Annotated in this window: 14 protein-coding genes; 2 read left to right on the forward strand and 12 right to left on the reverse strand. The window is 57.1% G+C overall.

Annotation, left to right across the window (positions count from 1 at the left end; all coding sequences use genetic code 11):
* Positions 1–3: 3 nt before the first annotated feature.
* Positions 4–876, reverse strand: a complete 873-nt coding sequence (rfbD, locus tag JK232_RS01295; RefSeq protein WP_072928443.1) for a dTDP-4-dehydrorhamnose reductase — start codon at positions 874–876, stop codon at positions 4–6.
* A 100-nt stretch (positions 877–976) separates the two neighbouring features.
* Entirely contained in the window at positions 977–1,510 is a 534-nt protein-coding gene (gene rfbC, locus JK232_RS01300; protein WP_072928593.1) for a dTDP-4-dehydrorhamnose 3,5-epimerase, read from the reverse strand.
* Between the two features lie 603 nt (positions 1,511–2,113).
* On the opposite strand from rfbC, the gene rffG reads away from it, so the two are divergent.
* The gene (rffG, locus tag JK232_RS01305) at positions 2,114–3,178 is read left to right on the forward strand and encodes a dTDP-glucose 4,6-dehydratase (protein WP_101828582.1); all 1,065 of its coding nucleotides are present in this window, start codon (positions 2,114–2,116) and stop codon (positions 3,176–3,178) included.
* A gap of 19 nt (positions 3,179–3,197) precedes the next feature.
* Entirely contained in the window at positions 3,198–4,064 is an 867-nt protein-coding gene (gene rfbA / locus JK232_RS01310; RefSeq protein ID WP_072928441.1) for a glucose-1-phosphate thymidylyltransferase RfbA, read from the forward strand.
* Positions 4,065–4,135: 71 nt separating this feature from the next.
* Here rfbA and galU (JK232_RS01315) read toward each other — a convergent pair whose 3' ends face one another.
* The 10 genes from galU (JK232_RS01315) to cpsG all read right to left on the reverse strand — a co-directional run bounded on the left by galU (JK232_RS01315) (position 4,136) and on the right by cpsG (position 17,035).
* On the reverse strand, positions 4,136–5,023 hold the full coding sequence (galU, locus tag JK232_RS01315) for a UTP--glucose-1-phosphate uridylyltransferase GalU (protein WP_072928592.1): 888 nt from the start codon (positions 5,021–5,023) through the stop codon (positions 4,136–4,138).
* 259 nt (positions 5,024–5,282) lie between these two features.
* Positions 5,283–6,299 carry a UDP-glucose 4-epimerase GalE gene (gene galE / locus JK232_RS01320; protein WP_072928440.1) on the reverse strand — a complete coding sequence of 339 codons (1,017 nt, stop codon included), beginning with the start codon at positions 6,297–6,299 and terminating at the stop codon, positions 5,283–5,285.
* A gap of 154 nt (positions 6,300–6,453) precedes the next feature.
* The gene (locus JK232_RS01325; RefSeq protein ID WP_072928439.1) at positions 6,454–7,452 is read right to left on the reverse strand and encodes a glycosyltransferase; all 999 of its coding nucleotides are present in this window, start codon (positions 7,450–7,452) and stop codon (positions 6,454–6,456) included.
* Entirely contained in the window at positions 7,449–8,396 is a 948-nt protein-coding gene (locus tag JK232_RS01330) for a polysaccharide pyruvyl transferase family protein (RefSeq protein WP_165698490.1), read from the reverse strand. The genes JK232_RS01325 and JK232_RS01330 overlap by 4 nt, the downstream gene beginning before the upstream one ends.
* 11 nt (positions 8,397–8,407) lie before the next feature.
* Positions 8,408–9,889 (reverse strand): MOP flippase family protein, encoded by a 1,482-nt coding sequence (locus tag JK232_RS01335; protein ID WP_072928437.1) that lies wholly within the window; start codon positions 9,887–9,889, stop codon positions 8,408–8,410.
* Positions 9,890–10,067: 178 nt separating this feature from the next.
* The gene (locus JK232_RS01340) at positions 10,068–11,996 is read right to left on the reverse strand and encodes a hypothetical protein (protein ID WP_072928436.1); all 1,929 of its coding nucleotides are present in this window, start codon (positions 11,994–11,996) and stop codon (positions 10,068–10,070) included.
* 224 nt (positions 11,997–12,220) lie between these two features.
* On the reverse strand, positions 12,221–13,126 hold the full coding sequence (galU, locus tag JK232_RS01345; protein WP_212588668.1) for a UTP--glucose-1-phosphate uridylyltransferase GalU: 906 nt from the start codon (positions 13,124–13,126) through the stop codon (positions 12,221–12,223).
* A 43-nt stretch (positions 13,127–13,169) separates the two neighbouring features.
* Positions 13,170–14,060, reverse strand: a complete 891-nt coding sequence (galU, locus tag JK232_RS01350; RefSeq protein WP_072928434.1) for a UTP--glucose-1-phosphate uridylyltransferase GalU — start codon at positions 14,058–14,060, stop codon at positions 13,170–13,172.
* Positions 14,061–14,136: 76 nt separating this feature from the next.
* Positions 14,137–15,570: an undecaprenyl-phosphate galactose phosphotransferase WbaP gene (gene wbaP / locus JK232_RS01355; RefSeq protein WP_072928433.1), complete on the reverse strand. Its 1,434-nt coding sequence runs from the start codon at positions 15,568–15,570 to the stop codon at positions 14,137–14,139.
* Positions 15,571–15,661: 91 nt separating this feature from the next.
* Positions 15,662–17,035 carry a phosphomannomutase CpsG gene (cpsG, locus tag JK232_RS01360; protein ID WP_101828580.1) on the reverse strand — a complete coding sequence of 458 codons (1,374 nt, stop codon included), beginning with the start codon at positions 17,033–17,035 and terminating at the stop codon, positions 15,662–15,664.
* Between the last annotated feature and the right edge of the window lie 99 nt (positions 17,036–17,134).

Here is a 17,134-nt window from a genome sequence, read left to right on the forward strand (position 1 = left end):
CCGTTACGCATAGCGGGTGATATCACGCAGGGCAGCCTGCCAGTCGCTGGGGGCAATCCCGAACGCCGCCTCAATTTTGCGGCAATCCAGCCGGGAGTTGGCCGGGCGTTGCGCAGGCGTGGGGTATTCTGCCGTGGTAATCGGGTTGATGCGTGGTTTTGCGGCAATGATGCCGGCGGCGACCGCCTGATCCAGCAAGGCACCGGCAAAATCAGACCAGCAGGTATAAGGGGCCCCGCTGTAATGGTAAACGCCCCACGGCGCGTCCGGCTTGCCGGCCACCCGGCGCGCGATGGCCAGCAGCGTGTCAGCGATATCGCCCGCATAGGTGGGGCTGCCCAGCTGGTCACTGACCACGGAGAGCTGGTCACGATCCCGTGCCAGGCGAATCATGGTCTTCACAAAATTATTGCCGTGGGCACCAAACACCCAGGCCGTGCGCAAGATAATATGGCGTGGGCAGGCCGCCGCAACCGCCTCTTCCCCGGCCAGTTTGCTGGCACCGTACACACCGGTCGGCCCGGTCTGGTCATCTTCCTGGTACGTGCCGGCTTTATCGCCGGGGAAAACATAATCCGTGGAGATATGCAGTAATGCCGCGCCGGTGGACGCCGCCGCTGCCGCCAGCGCCGCTGGGCCGTCACGGTTAATGGCGTAGGCCAGTGCCTGCTCGCTCTCTGCGCGGTCAACGGCGGTGTAGGCCGCCGCATTAATGATGACATCGGGGCCAAAGCCCGTCACCTGACGGTGAACCGCTGCGCTGTCAGTAATATCGAGCTGTTGGCGGTCTACCGCCAGAATCTCCCAGTCTGCCGGTGCACGGCTTACCAGCTCCTTGCCGACCTGCCCGGCCCCGCCAACAATCAACAGTTTCATAATCGTTTTTATTACCTTGAATAAAGATCGGTCACTCAGCCTTTATAAGGGAAAAGGCCCCGGGGTTTCCCCGGGGCCTCAGTAAAGGCATTGCGTCTGTTCAGAACAATTCAGAGAACGTTTTGCCCAGCTGGTCTTTCGCGGAAAGCCGCGGCTCAGCCACCGGCCATTCGATGCCGACGTCCGGGTCGTTCCAAATCAGGCAGCCTTCGTTGGCCGGATCATAGTAATCCGTGCACTTGTATTCAAAATCGGCAAACTCTGAAATCACGACAAACCCGTGCGCCAGGCCAGGCGGTACCCACAGCTGGTTTTTGTTCTCTTCAGACAGCGTCACGCCCACCCATTGTTTGAACGAGGGGGAATCCGGCCGGATATCGACCACGACATCAAACACTTCGCCCCGTACCACACGCACCAGTTTACCCTGTGGCCTGGCGGTCTGGAAATGGAGGCCGCGCAATACACCCTGCGAGGAGCGCGAGTGGTTGTCCTGAACAAATTCCAGATCAATATCAAGCATTTCCTGATAGCGATCCCGCTGGAATGTTTCTAAAAAGAAGCCGCGCTGATCGCCAAATACCTTTGGCTCGATCAGTTTTACACCTTTTACCCGGGTCTCAATCACATTCATTTCGTCATTCACTCATATACTGACACGCAAACGTGCTGCCGATATCTCATTCCGCTGGGAAAATATCCTATCAAAACACATCAATTATGCGCCTGATTGCGGGTGTTATTTACCCCAAAATGGTAGCACAATGATCGTTATGCCAGAACCTTCTTAAAGGAAATATCTCGGGTTAAACAGGGTGAAGGTTACACGTTCCGCGTTCTACTTCACAACTCCTTTTCACACGCGTTTGGCCTGACCTGTTTAAGGCGCACGTTCGCCCGCGGGCAGCGTTCTTTTCTGCCCCGTACGCTATTCCCTGCATAATTAGCTTCCTATTAGTTTTAGGGTTTATTTTATTGAGGCGTATTATTGACCAATAAAATCCCTTGCCGATCCGGCTATTCTGTTTTTCTTTGCGATTAATCTGAAAAATAAGAAATACGTCAGTTTCACTTATCTTTAAATCCTCGACCATTCCTGTTGAGCATATCTTGCCAACAGGTATAATTCGTCGGTTTTGTATCAGGGTGTTGCATCCGGCAGCGGGTGCCATCGATACGTCTGAGCGACTCACGGCAGTGACGTGAGAGTAAATATTCCAGATATGAGTCTACGTTTATGAAAATTTTGGTTACGGGTGGAGCAGGGTTCATCGGTTCGGCGGTGGTGCGCCACATCATTAACCACACGGACGACAGCGTTCTGGTGGTGGACAGCCTCACCTATGCAGGGAACCTGGAGTCGCTGGCCGCAGTGGCGGACAATGCACGTTATCATTTCGCGCAGGTGGACATCTGCGACCGCCCTGCCCTCGATACGCTGTTTGCCGATTACCAGCCTGACGTTGTGATGCACCTGGCCGCTGAGAGCCATGTTGACCGCTCTATCGACGGCCCGGCCGCTTTTATCGAAACCAACATCATCGGCACCTACTCCCTGCTGGAAGCGGCCCGTCACTACTGGGGCACCCTGGACGGTGAGCGCAAGGCGGCCTTCCGCCTGCACCATATCTCCACCGATGAGGTGTATGGTGACCTGCACGGCACTGATGACCTGTTTACCGAAACCACCCCGTACGCGCCGAGCAGCCCTTACTCTGCCTCGAAAGCCTCCAGCGACCATCTGGTGCGCGCCTGGCAGCGTACCTACGGCCTGCCGACGCTGGTGACCAACTGCTCGAACAACTATGGCCCTTACCACTTCCCGGAAAAACTGATCCCGCTGATCATCCTGAACGCGCTGGCCGGGAAACCGCTGCCGGTATACGGCAACGGCCAGCAGATCCGTGACTGGCTGTACGTCGAAGACCACGCGCGCGCACTGTATAAGGTGGTCACCGAAGGCGAGATTGGTGAAACCTACAACATCGGCGGCCATAACGAGCGCAAAAACATCGACGTGGTGAAAACCATCTGCGGCATCCTGGATGAGCTGATCGCTGAAAAACCTGCGGGCGTCACCCACTTTGCTGACCTGATCACCTATGTTACCGATCGTCCGGGCCACGATATGCGCTACGCCATTGATGCCAGCAAAATTGAGCGCACCCTGGGCTGGACACCGGAAGAGACGTTTGAAAGCGGTATCCTGAAAACCGTGCAGTGGTATCTGAACAATAAAGAGTGGTGGCAGCGCGTGCAAAACGGTGCTTACGCCGGCGAGCGTCTCGGCCTGCAAAAATAATTACCTGGAAGGTGAGTCAATGAAAGGCATCGTTTTAGCGGGCGGCTCCGGCACCCGCCTTTACCCGATTACACGCGGCATCTCGAAGCAACTGCTTCCTATTTATGATAAGCCGATGATTTACTACCCGATCTCCGTGCTGATGCTGGCCGGTATCCGGGAGATTTTGATCATCAGCACGCCGGATGACCTGCCGGCCTTTAAACGCCTGCTGGGTGACGGTGCGCAGTTTGGCCTGTCCCTCTCGTATGCTGAGCAGCCGTCCCCGGATGGCCTGGCCCAGGCGTTTATCATTGGTGAAGAGTTCATCAACGGTGAACGCTGCGCCCTGGTGCTGGGGGATAACATCTACTTCGGCCAGAGCTTCGGCAAGAAGCTGGAATCCGTTGCCGAGCGCACCCACGGCGCCACGGTGTTCGGCTATCAGGTGATGGACCCGGAGCGCTTTGGCGTGGTGGAGTTCGATGACAACTTCAATGCCCTGTCGATCGAAGAGAAGCCGCTGCACCCGAAATCCCACTGGGCGGTGACCGGGCTCTATTTCTACGACGAGCGTGTGGTGGAGATGGCCAAGCAGGTCAAGCCGTCGCACCGCGGCGAGCTGGAAATCACCACCCTGAATGAAATGTACCTGCAACAGGGTGAGCTGAAAGTGGAACTGCTGGGGCGCGGTTTTGCCTGGCTGGATACCGGCACCCATGACAGCCTGGTTGAGGCGTCACAGTTCATTCACACCATTGAAAAGCGTCAGGGCTTCAAAGTCGCGTGCCTGGAAGAGATTGCGTTCCGCAAGGGCTGGCTGAGTGCTGAGCAGGTAGCGGAGCAGGCGCAGATGCTGGCGAAAACCGCTTATGGGCAATACCTGAAAGACCTGATCGCAGAATAATTGCGGCCAGGCAGAACAAAAAAGCACAGCGCAGGCTGTGCTTTTTTTATGGCATGCGTTTACCGCGCGGCTCAGGAAGCCAGGGTCTGTTTCAGCCAGGCGCTGAATGCTGCGCCCTGGGTCGGGTGGCGCATCCCGTACTCGACAAAGGCTTTCAGGTAGCCGAATTTGTCGCCGCAGTCGTGCGAGCGGCCAACAATCGCATAGGCTTCAACCGGGTGCTCTGCCATCAGCATGGCGATGGCGTCGGTGAGCTGGATCTCATTACCGGCACCGTATGGCGTCACCTGCAACAGCGGCCAGATCTCTTTCGACAGCACATAACGGCCCACCACCGCCAGGTTTGACGGCGCGTTGTCAGCGTCCGGCTTCTCAATAATCGCGTGCATCGGCGTGGAAGCGCCGGCCGCCAGTGCCTTGCCGGCACAATCCACGATGCCGTATTTGGACACGTCCTGCTGCGGCACCGGCTCGACCATGATCTGGCTGGTCTGGCTCTCTTCAAAACGCGCCAGCATCGCGGCCAGGTTGTCCTTCTTCAGGTCGCAGGAGACATCATCCATCAGCACGTCCGGCAGCAGCACGGCGAACGGTGCATCGCCAATCAGCGGGCGGGCGCAGAGGATCGCATGGCCCAGCCCCTTGGAGTGCCCCTGGCGCACGTTCATCACCGTGACGCCTTTCGGGCAGATGGACTGCACTTCGTCCAGCAACTGCCGTTTGACGCGCGACTCCAGCATGCTTTCGAGTTCAAACGAGGTGTCGAAGTGGTTCTCAATGGCATTTTTGGAGGAGTGGGTCACCAGAATAATCTCTTTGATGCCGGCGGCCGCGCACTCATTGACGATGTACTGGATCAGGGGCTTATCCACAATCGGCAGCATCTCTTTCGGGATCGCCTTGGTGGCGGGCAACATACGGGTGCCCAGGCCGGCAACCGGGATAACGGCTTTCATCATGATTTCACTTACCTCTTCGCGGGTAACCAGGGGCAGCGGAAGCCCCGCCCGCACCGCCCTGGCCGGGCTGTGTTGCGTGTACGTCCGCTGACATAACAGTGCGAATAATCCGAATTCGCGCCGCCGCAGTATACACGCTGCCCGCTGCCTGACCAGATCCCGCAGCGAATTATGCCTGGCTAACCCCCTGCCCTGTCTGGAAAAAAAGCGCTGCGATCAAAAAAGGCACCCGCAGGTGCCTTTCGTCAACAGCCGGCAATTACGCCTTATAGCCGTTCGGGTTCTTGCTCTGCCAGTTCCAGGTATCACGCATCATGGTGTCGAGGTCACGCGTGACTTCCCAGTCCAGTTCCTGCTTGGCCAGGCGGGCATCGGCCCAGAAGGCCGGCAGGTCGCCGTCGCGGCGCGGCTTGATGCTGTACGGCACTTTACGGCCGGATGCCTTCTCGAATGCCTGCACCATCTCCAGCACCGAGTAACCCACACCGGCACCGAGATTGTAGGCTTTGTAACCCTGCAGGTTCGGCAGGTGATCCATCGCCTTCAGGTGGCCTTCCGCCAGATCCATCACATGGATGTAGTCACGCACGCCGGTGCCGTCTTTGGTCTCGTAGTCGCCGCCGAAAATCCCCAGCGACTCGAGTTTGCCGATCGCCACCTGGGCGATGTAAGGCAGCAGGTTGTTCGGGATGCCGTTCGGGTCTTCGCCAATCAGGCCGGACTCATGGGCACCCACCGGGTTGAAGTAACGCAGGGCGATGACCTTGAACTTCTCATCCGCTTTGGCGTAATCCTTCAGGATCTGCTCCACCATCAGCTTGGAGGTGCCGTACGGGCTGGTGGTGCCGCCGATCGGGGTGGTCTCCACGTAAGGGACCGGCGCATCGGTGCCGTACACGGTGGCAGAGGAGCTGAAAATAAAGTTGTAGACGCCGGCGCGGCGCATCTCTTCCAGCAGCACCACGGTGCCGCTGACGTTATTCTCGTAATACTCCAGCGGCTTGCGGGTCGATTCCCCAACGGCTTTCAGGCCGGCGAAGTGGATCACCGCGTCAATCTGGTGCTCAGCAAAAATGGTTTGCAGGCAGGCACGGTCAAGGATGTCGCCCTGGTAGAAGGCCGGGGCTTTGCCGGCCAGTTGCTCGACCCGGTGCAGGGACTCCGCAGACGCGTTGGAGAGGTTATCCAGCACTACCACGTCGTCACCGCGTGACAACAGGCTGAGCACCGTATGAGAACCGATAAAACCGGCACCGCCGGTAACGAGAATAGACATAGTCACTCCTGATTGGCACATCGGCCAGACTGACAAAAAGATAGATGGGTAACGTGTTGCAATTTCACTCTTTTTTCATCATACCGCACGTCTCCCCAGACGGACAGCCCCCGGCGGGCGTATTGCCTCCGGGGCTGTCACGGGGGCCGGGCGATCAGCTGCCGAACAGCTGTTTCGCGCGGCGCTGGGCAAAGTTATAGACGCGGAAGGCGAACAGGCTGCGGCCGGCCAGCTTGACCTGCGGGGTGCTGTTGCGCTCCAGCAAATCGTTGAACCGGCGGCTGCTCTCCTCCGACAGCACCACGCCATCCTCTTTCAGGATGCGGTAGATGGCGATGATGTTATTCAGGATACGGGTAGAGAGGTTTTTGATCACCGTGCTGTCCTGCGCCTGGGCTTTCAGCGCTTCCAGGCTGCGGATGCTCTCGATATAGCCGATGACGTTCCGCTCGCTGCGGTTGGTCTGCATGATCGAGCCCATGCGCACCCGGCGGCGGAACAGCACCTCGGTGGAAGAGACCACCTGCTGGGCCACAAAGAACAGGCGCGGCGTGAACTCCTCATCCTCGTGGATGATCGGCATAAACCAGAGGTTGTTGTCGACAATCAGCGAGCGGCGGAACACATACAGCCAGGCGTTCGGGTAAAACGCGCTGCGCTCGGACAGGATATTAAACGCGCTGACGCCGCTTTCATACGCCTGGTTGAGCTGACGATCATACTGCGGCAACAGTTTGGCGGCCTCCGGGTCTTCCGGCACCACATCCCAGAACGACGCCGCAGAGAAGCAGTAGATGTCCAGCGCCGGGTAGGCAGCCAGGTGGCGGTAAAAGCTCTCCACCAGCGTCGGCACCGCGACGTCATCGGAGTCGAAATAGTAGATGTAGTCGCCGGTGGCGTGGCGGTTACCTTCATTACGGGCCTCGCCGAGGCCCCGGTTCTCCGTATGAACAATACGCACAAAAGGAATATGCCCGTACAACTGCTCCAGCATATCGCCGGAGCCGTCCGTGGAGCCGTCATCAACGATCACCACCTCAGACGGCATTACCGTCTGGTTCAGGATCGAATCGACCGCGGTCTCCAGGTAATTTTTGACGTTGTATACCGGGATAATGACGGAAAGTGTCGCAGATGATTTGTCTGTGCTCATAGTTTCACTAACTCACAGCCGGGAACCGACTTGGTCCAGGATTCATAGTAACCGGAGTTCTTGCCATAAGAGTTATCCAGCAGCCGGGTATCCATCTTCAGCAGGCAGCACAGGATATGGCCGTGCATACGTGAGGTGGTCACTGACTGATATGACATGAACAGCTCATTGACCCGTGCCACCAGCTTGTCAGTATAGCGATACCACATGCGGGTGGTCGGGAACAGGTTGCCCGGGATCTTGCGGTTCAGGCGTTCAAAGCGGTGCATCATTACCATGAACTCGCGATCGCGGTCGGTACAGATATCGTGCCAGTCAACACAGTGCGCCGGGTCCGGCGTTTCGCCGAGGCCGCTCAGGTTGGTTTCTTCGATGTCACGGCGGATCATCCACATCCGGTCGTGTTTGATGTTCTCTTTACGCTGTTGCGGGAAAACGTTCCACAGGGAGTGGGCCATATCCGGGCAGAGTACCACGTTGTCGCAGAAGTGGGTCTCCAGGATCTTCTTGCTGTTGGTGTCGCGGCAGAAGATGGTCAGGTTTGGGTGCTGCTTAAAGATGCGGCCGGATGCCTCCAGGTTCGCCTGATCTTTGAAGTGCACGGTCTGCGGCAAGATGATCACCCGGTTATGTTTAAACTTGGTGACTACCGCCTCACGAAGGCGCTGGTGCGCCGGGTAGAGGTCACCGAAGTTGCCGCCACCGTGCAGTACGATGGTGACATCCTGCGGAATGCTCTGGGTTTTTTCCACATACTGCATACTGGTCTGGTCCGAGCGGCGAACCAGCACATCATAGTTGTTCTCTTTAAAAAATTGTTCTGCCCCTTTCAAAATCAGCAAGTCGCCCACGTTCAGATGCAGCGGATAGTCCAGATAAATAATTTTACTGCCGCGCGGTACTACTTTTTCGATAACAGACAAGTCATTTTTCAAAGTTTGCATATGATTCATGGTTAGCATTCCGCCCTAAATAATTTCCGTAATTTCTCGTTTTTAATTAATTGCGCTTTCACTTCCAACACCAGAGGTGCCTGGCTGAACAACAACACCAGGGCAAACGCAGTGACACCCAGCACTATCTGAATAAATAACACCGACCCCACAGACAGGTGGGACTGTAACGCAAACCCTGCCGCCCAGCTGACGACAAGGGTAGGAATCGTCATCTTGAACGGCAGCCACAGGCTTTCCACATACTGGCGATAACTTTTGCCCAGTACCGGCCGGATCAGGATGAAATAGCTGAGGTAGGTATTCAGGATCTGCACCAGCAGGAACCCGAGCGCCACCCCGACTGCGCCGCCTGTTTTCGCGCCGATAATCATCGCCGGGATAAACAGGAAGACTTTAAACACGTTGAACTTGAAGCTGATGTCCACACGCGCTTTGGCCATCAGCAGCGAGCCGATGGGGTTACCCACGGAGCGCAGCAGGCCAACAATGCAGAGGATTTGCAGGATCGGGATGATGAAGGCCCACTTCTCACCGAACACAAACAGCACGAAGTTGTTGGACACCACCATCAGCCCCAGCAGTGCCGGGAAGTTAATCACCCCGACCAGCGAGATGAGCTTGTAGAAGTTGTCACGCAGCTTGGTGATGTCATCCTGGATTTTGGAGAAGGCCGGGAACAGCACGCGGGTGACGATCGGGTTCAGGCGCGTCGGCGGCATGACCGCGACGTTATACGCCAGGTTGTACCCGCCGGTGACCACCGGGCCCAGCGTACGCGCCAGGATGGCGGTCGAAACGTTGGTATTGATGAAGTTCACCAGGCTGTCGGCGGTAAGGTACGCACCGAATTTGATGTTCTCCTTCACCGCCGGGAATGAGAACCTGAAGCTTGGGCGGTAGATTTTGCGGCCGTGGTAGGCGAACAGCGCGGTACGCACCACGGCGTTGACCAGGTAACCGATGATCGCCGCCATCGCGAACGGGTAGACATAGGCCACGGCCAGCGTGGTCACGAAGCCGACCAGCACACACAGCGACTCAATCATGCCGATGGTGGAGAACTCCAGCTCTTTCTGCATCAGCGCACGGAACTGCTGCCCATGCGGGATCACCAGGAACGCCAGCGCCAGCACCTTGATCAGCGGCTCCAGCCCCGGCGCGTGCAACAGGTGGGCAATCAGCCCGCTGAACACAAAGGCCAGTGCACTGACGGTGATGCCGATGCAGACGTTCAGCCAGTAGAGCGTGGTGAGCTGCACTTCGGTGATATCTTTTTTCTGGATAATCGAGTTAGAAATGCCGAAATCGGACAGGGTATCCGCCAGCGCGATCACCACCATCGCAATGGTCAGCAGCCCGAACTCCCGGCCGTCAATCATGCGCGCCAGAATCGTCATCTGTAAGAAGCTCAGCCCGATGACGATAAAGGTCGACATGGCGGACCACTTGGCCCCTTTCACTGTTTTTTCGCGTAAGCTCATATTGTTATGTCCACTTGCCAAAAGGTCATGACGTGCTTTTCCTTAACCGGCTGCCAGGCGCGTCTCCCGCCCCCCTGGCGCCTTTTCTTTTACTTGTCCTACCCGCCTGCCTGCGCAGACGGGCCACGGCTTACTGCGTGTGCATTGCTTTTCCCGCTATTGCCCTGCCCTGCGCGGCTTACTTCTCGCCGCGCCAGCCGGTTTTGCCGTCCACATTGATGTAGCGGAACGGCTGGCCGGCCTTGATCTCGCCCAGCACATCGGTGGTGGTCCCCGCCGGGAACGGCACATGCTGCGGGTGCGCCCAGTTGCTCACCTTCTGCGCCCGCACACCGCGGGTAATGAATTCTGCGCTGCCCTGGTAGCCGAAGCCGGCGCAGGAGAGGTCGTAGAATTCGGTGCTGCTGCCCGACGCCAGATTAATGGTGTTAATGTATCCACCGTAGAATCTGGCGCGCGACCCGTTGGCCCCGTTCAGGGTATCGATACGGCAATCGCGGAATACCGTGACGGAAAACGCCGGTTTCGGCTTGCCCAGCCCCTTGATCGTCTTGATATGACAGTTGGAGAAGCTGATGTCGCCCTGATATTCCGCTGTAAAATCAATCAATCCGATATCTACTGAGCTCATGGTCACATTTTTCGCGTTAAAGCGTAATTCGAATTCCTCTGAAATTACGCAGTTGGTGAACTGAAGATCGGAAGAGGCGACCACGCGTTTGGCGCGCAGGTCAGAAATCGTCAGTTTGGTGGCCGGGTCGGAGAAGTACCAGGCGTCACACGCCACCACGTCGAAGGTCGAAAGATGGCCGAAATTGGTGCACAGGATGCCGTTGCGGGCGTTCAGGGTGTTGACTGCGCCATAATCCGCATTCAGGTTGACGGAGAGCTGGTGGCTGGTGACCGGCGTGCCGTCCGGCGCGGTTTTGGTGGTGGCGGCATCCATCACGGCGTGGTTGATGATGGAGTTACCGAGCAGGATAAACGCGTTGCGGTATTTGACATTGGACTGGAGCTTGCTGCCGTCGTCATTGGTCAGGATGTAGGTACGCTCAGCGTGGATGTTGTCAATCACATCGCGCAGCACATCGATGTAGAGCGAATAGTGGTAGGCCTGCTCACTCTGGATGCTGACGATATGCGAGGCGTTATGGGTGTCGCCGTTGCTGCCGAGTTTGATCTGCGGCGTGCTGATATTGCCGCACAGCTCCGCCGACAGGCGCTGGGTGGTGGAGTCCCACACGGAATCCTGGTAGATGCCGATGCCGTTAAAGTTTTCGGCGCGCACGTGGCCGATGTTCAGCCAGCTCCCTTTCATATAGATGCCGTTCAGCTTGCGGCTGCGGCTGCGGGAGTAGACGCTCAGGATGCCTTCCAGGGAGATGCTGCCGCAGCGGCCCTGCCCGGCTTTCTGTTTCGGGTCACCGAGCTGGATCGCCCAGTCACCGCGGAACTTCTCCGTGTCCACGATGAATTTGCCGGTGCTGTCACTGACGATTTTCGACACGTTGCTCAAATCCAGCGTGCCGCTGATAAGCCACGGGCCGTTGGTGAAATCCACCACTTTGCCGCGGCAGGCATTGATGTAGCGGCGCATCGTCTCGGTGACATCCACTTTGCCGCCGGGCACGCAGCCGAAATGGCTCGGCAACAGCTGGTCGGTGATGCGTTTCCAGCGCCGGCCCTCTTTGGTAACGATCACCCGGCCGCCGTCGTCCGGTGTTTCTTTGTCCGCGGCGTCATACCAGAATTCGCCGCCGCCAAGCGCCCCGTTGGCAATGTCTGACCAGCCCGGATGGTAGCTGGCCACGTCAATTTTCTGGCCGATAATGGTCGGCTCAATGTTCCGCAGATCGCGGATGTTGGAACAGCGCCCAATGGACTTCAGGCCGTCACTGGCGCGCATCATGCGGCGCAGATCTTTCCCGGTCATCTCGTTGTCAGGCGGTAAGGTGGTGATGGGGGCCGCCGCAGGGGCAGCCTGGGTTTTTTCGAGCGAGAGCAATGCGACCAGAGGTGTCCCCACCAGCACTTTTGTCAGTGCCGACCGGCGGGAAGTATTAATGGTATTTTTAGTTTTATCGGTCAAATTTTTAAGCAGTCGCATCAGAACCTCATAACAAAAGCGGAAAACAGCGCGCAAAAAAACGCAGACCAGCGGGCCACAATGGGCAGCCGGACCAGCCTGTGATTGATTACCGTCTGTGGGTCAATACCGTCTGTGGGTCAATAAAGGGAAGTGCTAACGATGGACCGGGTCACGGCCCCCTGAAAAGGGAGCCGCGCCCGGTAACCTGATCTAACAGAATCGCAGAGTGCGCGGGGAGCGCCTCAGGCAGTGGCCTGCTTTTTAAATTCCGCCAGCCACTGTTTGAACTCCTCGCCCTGCTTGTCGTGACGCAGGCCGTAGCTGACATAAGCCTGCATGTAGCCCAGCTTTTCACCACAGTTGTAGGCGGTGCCTTTCAGCGCCAGCGCATTGACCGGGCTGTGATCCTTCAGGGCATCAATCGCGTCGGTCAGCTGGATCCGGCCCCAGGCACCCGGCTCGGTTTTTTCCAGGAACGGCCAGATATCCGCAGAGAGCACGTAGCGCCCCACCGCCGCCAGGTTGGAGTCGAGGCCGGACGTGTCGTCCGGCTTCTCCACCATCTTGGTGATACGGCTGGTCTCGCCCGGTTGCAGCGCGGTGTTCTCGCAGCTGATCACGGAGTAGTTCGGCAGCTCCTCGGTACCCAGCGGCTGCACCAGCACCTGGCTTTCACCGGTCTCTTCAAAATGCCGCACCATTTCCGCCAGGTTGTCACGTGAGTAACTCGCCTGGGCGTCGTCAATCAGCACGTCAGGCAGCATCACCACGAACGGCGAGCCGCCCACCAGCGGTTTGGCGCACAACACCGCATGGCCCAGCCCCAGCGGCTGGCCCTGGCGGATATGCATGATGGTGACGCCTTTCGGGCAGATGGACTGCACTTCTTCCAGCAGCGAGCGCTTCACGCGCGCTTCCAGCATCGCTTCCAGTTCGAATGAGGTATCGAAATGGTTCTCGACCGCATTCTTGGAGGAATGGGTCACCAGGATGATGTCCTTGATGCCGGCCGCCACGCACTCATTGATGATGTGCTGGATAATCGGTTTATCGACCACCGGCAGCATCTCTTTCGGAATCGCTTTGGTCGCGGGCAGCATACGCATACCCAACCCCGCCACCGGAATAACCGCTTTCAACGTCGTCATAAAAGTCCTCACAGCTCAATGCAATTGAAGAGAATCAGTAAAATCAGGCGTCAAGCTTCTTCAGCCATTCGGCGAACTTCTGGCCTTCGGTGTCATGGCGCACGCCATAGGTCACGAAGGCTTTCATGTAACCGAGTTTGTCGCCACAGTCGTGGGATTTCCCGCTCATGTGGAACGCCTCTACCGGCTCTTGCTTCATCAGCAGGGCAATGGCGTCGGTCAGCTGGATTTCATCACCGGCACCCGGCGGGGTTTTCTCCAGGATTGGCCAGATGTCTTTGGAGAGCACATAACGGCCAACCACAGCCAGGTTGGACGGTGCCTCTTCCTGTTTCGGCTTCTCAACCACCGCGCTCATCACGGTGCTTTCACCCGGCGCGATCTCGACGCCGTTGCAGTCCGCTACGCCATACTTGGAGACATCTTTCTCCGGCACCGGCTCCACCATGATCTGGCTGTGGCCGGTCTCTTCGAAACGTTTCACCATCGCGGCCAGGTTCTCACGGGTCAGGTCGGCGGTGGAGTCGTCCAGCAGCACGTCCGGCAGCAGCACGATGAACGGTGAGTCACCGACCATCGGCTGGGCGCACAGCACCGCGTGGCCCAGGCCTTTGGCCTGGCCCTGGCGCACCTGCATGATGGTGACGTCCGGCGGGCAGATGGCCTGCACTTCTTTCAGCAGCTGGCGCTTCACGCGGGATTCCAGCACTGCTTCCAGTTCGAACGAGGTGTCGAAGTGGTTTTCGATGGCATTTTTGGAGGAGTGACTGACCAGCACGATCTCCTTGATCCCTGCGGCGACGCACTCATTCACGATATACTGGATCAGAGGTTTATCCACTACCGGCAACATCTCCTTTGGGATCGCCTTCGTTGCAGGCAACATACGTGTCCCCAGCCCTGCTACAGGAATTACCGCTTTCAAATTCGCCATAGGTTTTTCTTCCCTTTCGTGTAGGTAGTAACTTGTTTGGTTATACGTTCAACGATCACTAAGAATAGTCGATTTCTTAGTATGCACCATCGCGCTTCAGCACCACGTTCACGGTCTTGAACAGAATCGCGATATCGTTCCAGAGTGACCAGTTTTTGACATACCACGCATCGAAATAGACACGGGTGTCATAATCCACATCATTACGTCCGCTGACCTGCCACAGGCCGGTCATGCCCGGTTTGGCCATCAGGTAGTAGTCCACCTCACCGGCGTAGCGTTCCAGCTCTTTCTCAATAATCGGGCGCGGGCCAACCAGGCTCATGTCACCGCGGAACACGTTCCACAGCTGCGGCAGCTCATCCAGGCTGGTACGGCGGATGAATTTGCCCACCTTGGTGATGCGCGGGTCGTTCTTCAGTTTGAAGTCCTTGTCCCACTCCGCACGCGCTTCGGCATCGTTCTCCAGCAGGTTCTGCAACACTTCCTGCGAGTTGGTCACCATCGACCGGAACTTCAGGCATTTGAATTTCTTGCCGCCAAGCCCTACGCGCTCATGGCCGTAGATTGACGGGCCGCCGTCTTTCGATACCAGGTACATCAGGATAAACAGCACCGGTGCCAGCAACAGCATAATCACCAGCGAGCCAAAGATGTCGAAGGCGCGCTTGATCATCCGTGAGGTGCGTTTCGCCAGGTTGTTGCTGACCCGCAAAATCATCACTTCGTGGCTGAAGATGAACGACATATCCGTGCCGTACAGCGGCACACCGCGCAGTGTCGGGATCACAGAGACCGAACGGCACTGGTGTTTCGCCAGGTTTTTCAGCCAGTAGTCACGCAGCGCGTGCTCATCAAACTCCACGGCCACAATAAACTGGGTGTCTTCGGTGTTGGTGAGCTCCCAGAGGGTTTTCTCATCCTGAATCACCGGTTTGCCCATCATTTCGGTGTCGCTGCACGGGGTAACCGCGTAGAACGCTACCACATCAAAGCCCAGCACTTCTTCGCTCTGCAACGCCACATAGGCTTCGCGGGCGTTTTTCTGGTTACCGATAATCACGGTCTGTTTACGCCAGTATCCCATCTTGTTCAGCAGGCGTTTCACAATCGAACGCGCCAACGGAACCGTGATCAGAATAGTGACCCAGGTCAGCAGCCAGAAGTAACGGGATAATTCCCATTTTGAGAAGCCCACCATCGCCAGGGCGATAATGGCGAAAATCGCCAGGGTACGCAGTGTCTCTTTCAGCTCAAACCAGAACGGTTTCCGGTAGGTGTAATGGCGCAGGCGAACCCAGAACCAGACCACCGCAATCAAGGAGAGCAACAGATGCGCTAAATAGAAAGAAGTCATCTCATAACGCGGAATATAGAGATAAACATCATCCGTGACATGACGTAATATCGCGATCGCGAAAAACAGCGAGAGGTTAAAGAACAGGAAATCGGATATTGCCAGTGACAGCTTAACAAAAAAGCCACTCAAATTTACATTATAAACGCGCATAATTGACTCTTCTTATATATTCATACTTGCCAAGAAGGTATCAAACGGGCAACGCGTGCCTGGATCGTTGCCCGTTTAAGCCAAGTAAAAATTAATCTCGTAATAGTTTTAATATTTCTTCGGTTTTTTCATTCATCAGCGCGGTATTACGGCGTGATTCCACATTCAGGCGCACGACCGGCTCAGTGTTGGAACTGCGCAGGTTGAAGCGCCACTCTGCGTACTCCAGGCTGATGCCGTCGGTCTGGTCGATGTTCAGTGCGTCCGGGGCGAAACGGTCGTAGACGCGCTGGATCGCCTCTTTCGGGTTGGCGATCACGCTGTTGATCTCGCCGGAGGCCGGGTAGGCTTCCATGCGGTCAGAGACCAGTTCGCCCAGCGATTTTTTCTTCAGGCACAGCAGTTCAGCCACCAGCAGCCACGGGATCATGCCGCTGTCGCAGTAGGCGAAGTCGCGGAAGTAGTGGTGCGCGCTCATTTCGCCGCCATAGATGGCGTCTTCTTTGCGCATACGCTCTTTGATGAACGCGTGGCCGGTTTTGGACATCACCGGCTCGCCGCCGGCGGTGGTGACGATGTCAACGGTGTTCCAGCTCAGGCGCGGGTCATGGATGATTTTCGCGCCCTTTTCTTTCTCCAGGAACGCCTGGGCCAGCAGGCCGACGATGTAGTAGCCCTCAATGAAGCGGCCTTTTTCGTCGAACAGGAAGCAGCGGTCAAAGTCACCGTCAAAGGCGATGCCCATGTCAGCATTGTGTTCCAGCACCGCCGCGGTGGTGTCTGCGCGGCACTCCGGCAGCAGCGGGTTAGGGATGCCGTTCGGGAAGTTGCCGTCCGCTTCGTGGTGCACCTTGATGAACTCGACCGGCACGCCCTGCTCTTTGAAGCGCGCTTCGATGGCGTCAACCACGTGGCCGGCCGCGCCGTTACCGGAGTTGACCACCAGCTTCAGCGGCGTGAAGTTTTTCAGGTTCACGTAGCCCAGCAGGTGTTCGGTGTACTCTTTCAGCAGGGAGAGCTGCTTATAGCTGCCGCGTTTGGCCGGGTCAACCGGCGCGAAATCATTGGCTTCTGCCAGGCGCTGCACGTCACGCAGGCCGGTATCACCGCTGATAGGCTTGGCGTTTTCACGCACCAGCTTCATGCCGTTGTAGTTCATCGGGTTGTGGCTGGCAGTCACTTCGATGCCGCCGTCAATGCCCAGGTGGAAGGTGGCGAAGTAGATCTCTTCCGTGCCGCTCAGGCCGATGTCGATCACGTTGGTGCCGGCGTCCTGCAAGCCTTTGGCCAGGGCCAGTTTCAGCCCCTCGCTGGTCAGACGCACATCCCCGCCGACAACAATGGTCTCCGGCTTCAGATATTCCCCATAGGCACGCCCGATCCGGTAAGCAATATCCTCATTAAGTTCTTCACCTAATTGACCGCGAATATCGTAGGCTTTAAAGCATGACAATGAAGTAGGCATATACATTTCCTTGAGCATAATATCCCACACCGGCGTGCCGGAAACGGCACGCACTGGTGAATAATAATCTGGTGGTAAATAAAGAAGTAAAAAGGGTTA

This window comes from Nissabacter archeti, from assembly GCF_018257325.1.
GTDB lineage: Bacteria > Pseudomonadota > Gammaproteobacteria > Enterobacterales > Enterobacteriaceae > Chimaeribacter > Chimaeribacter arupi.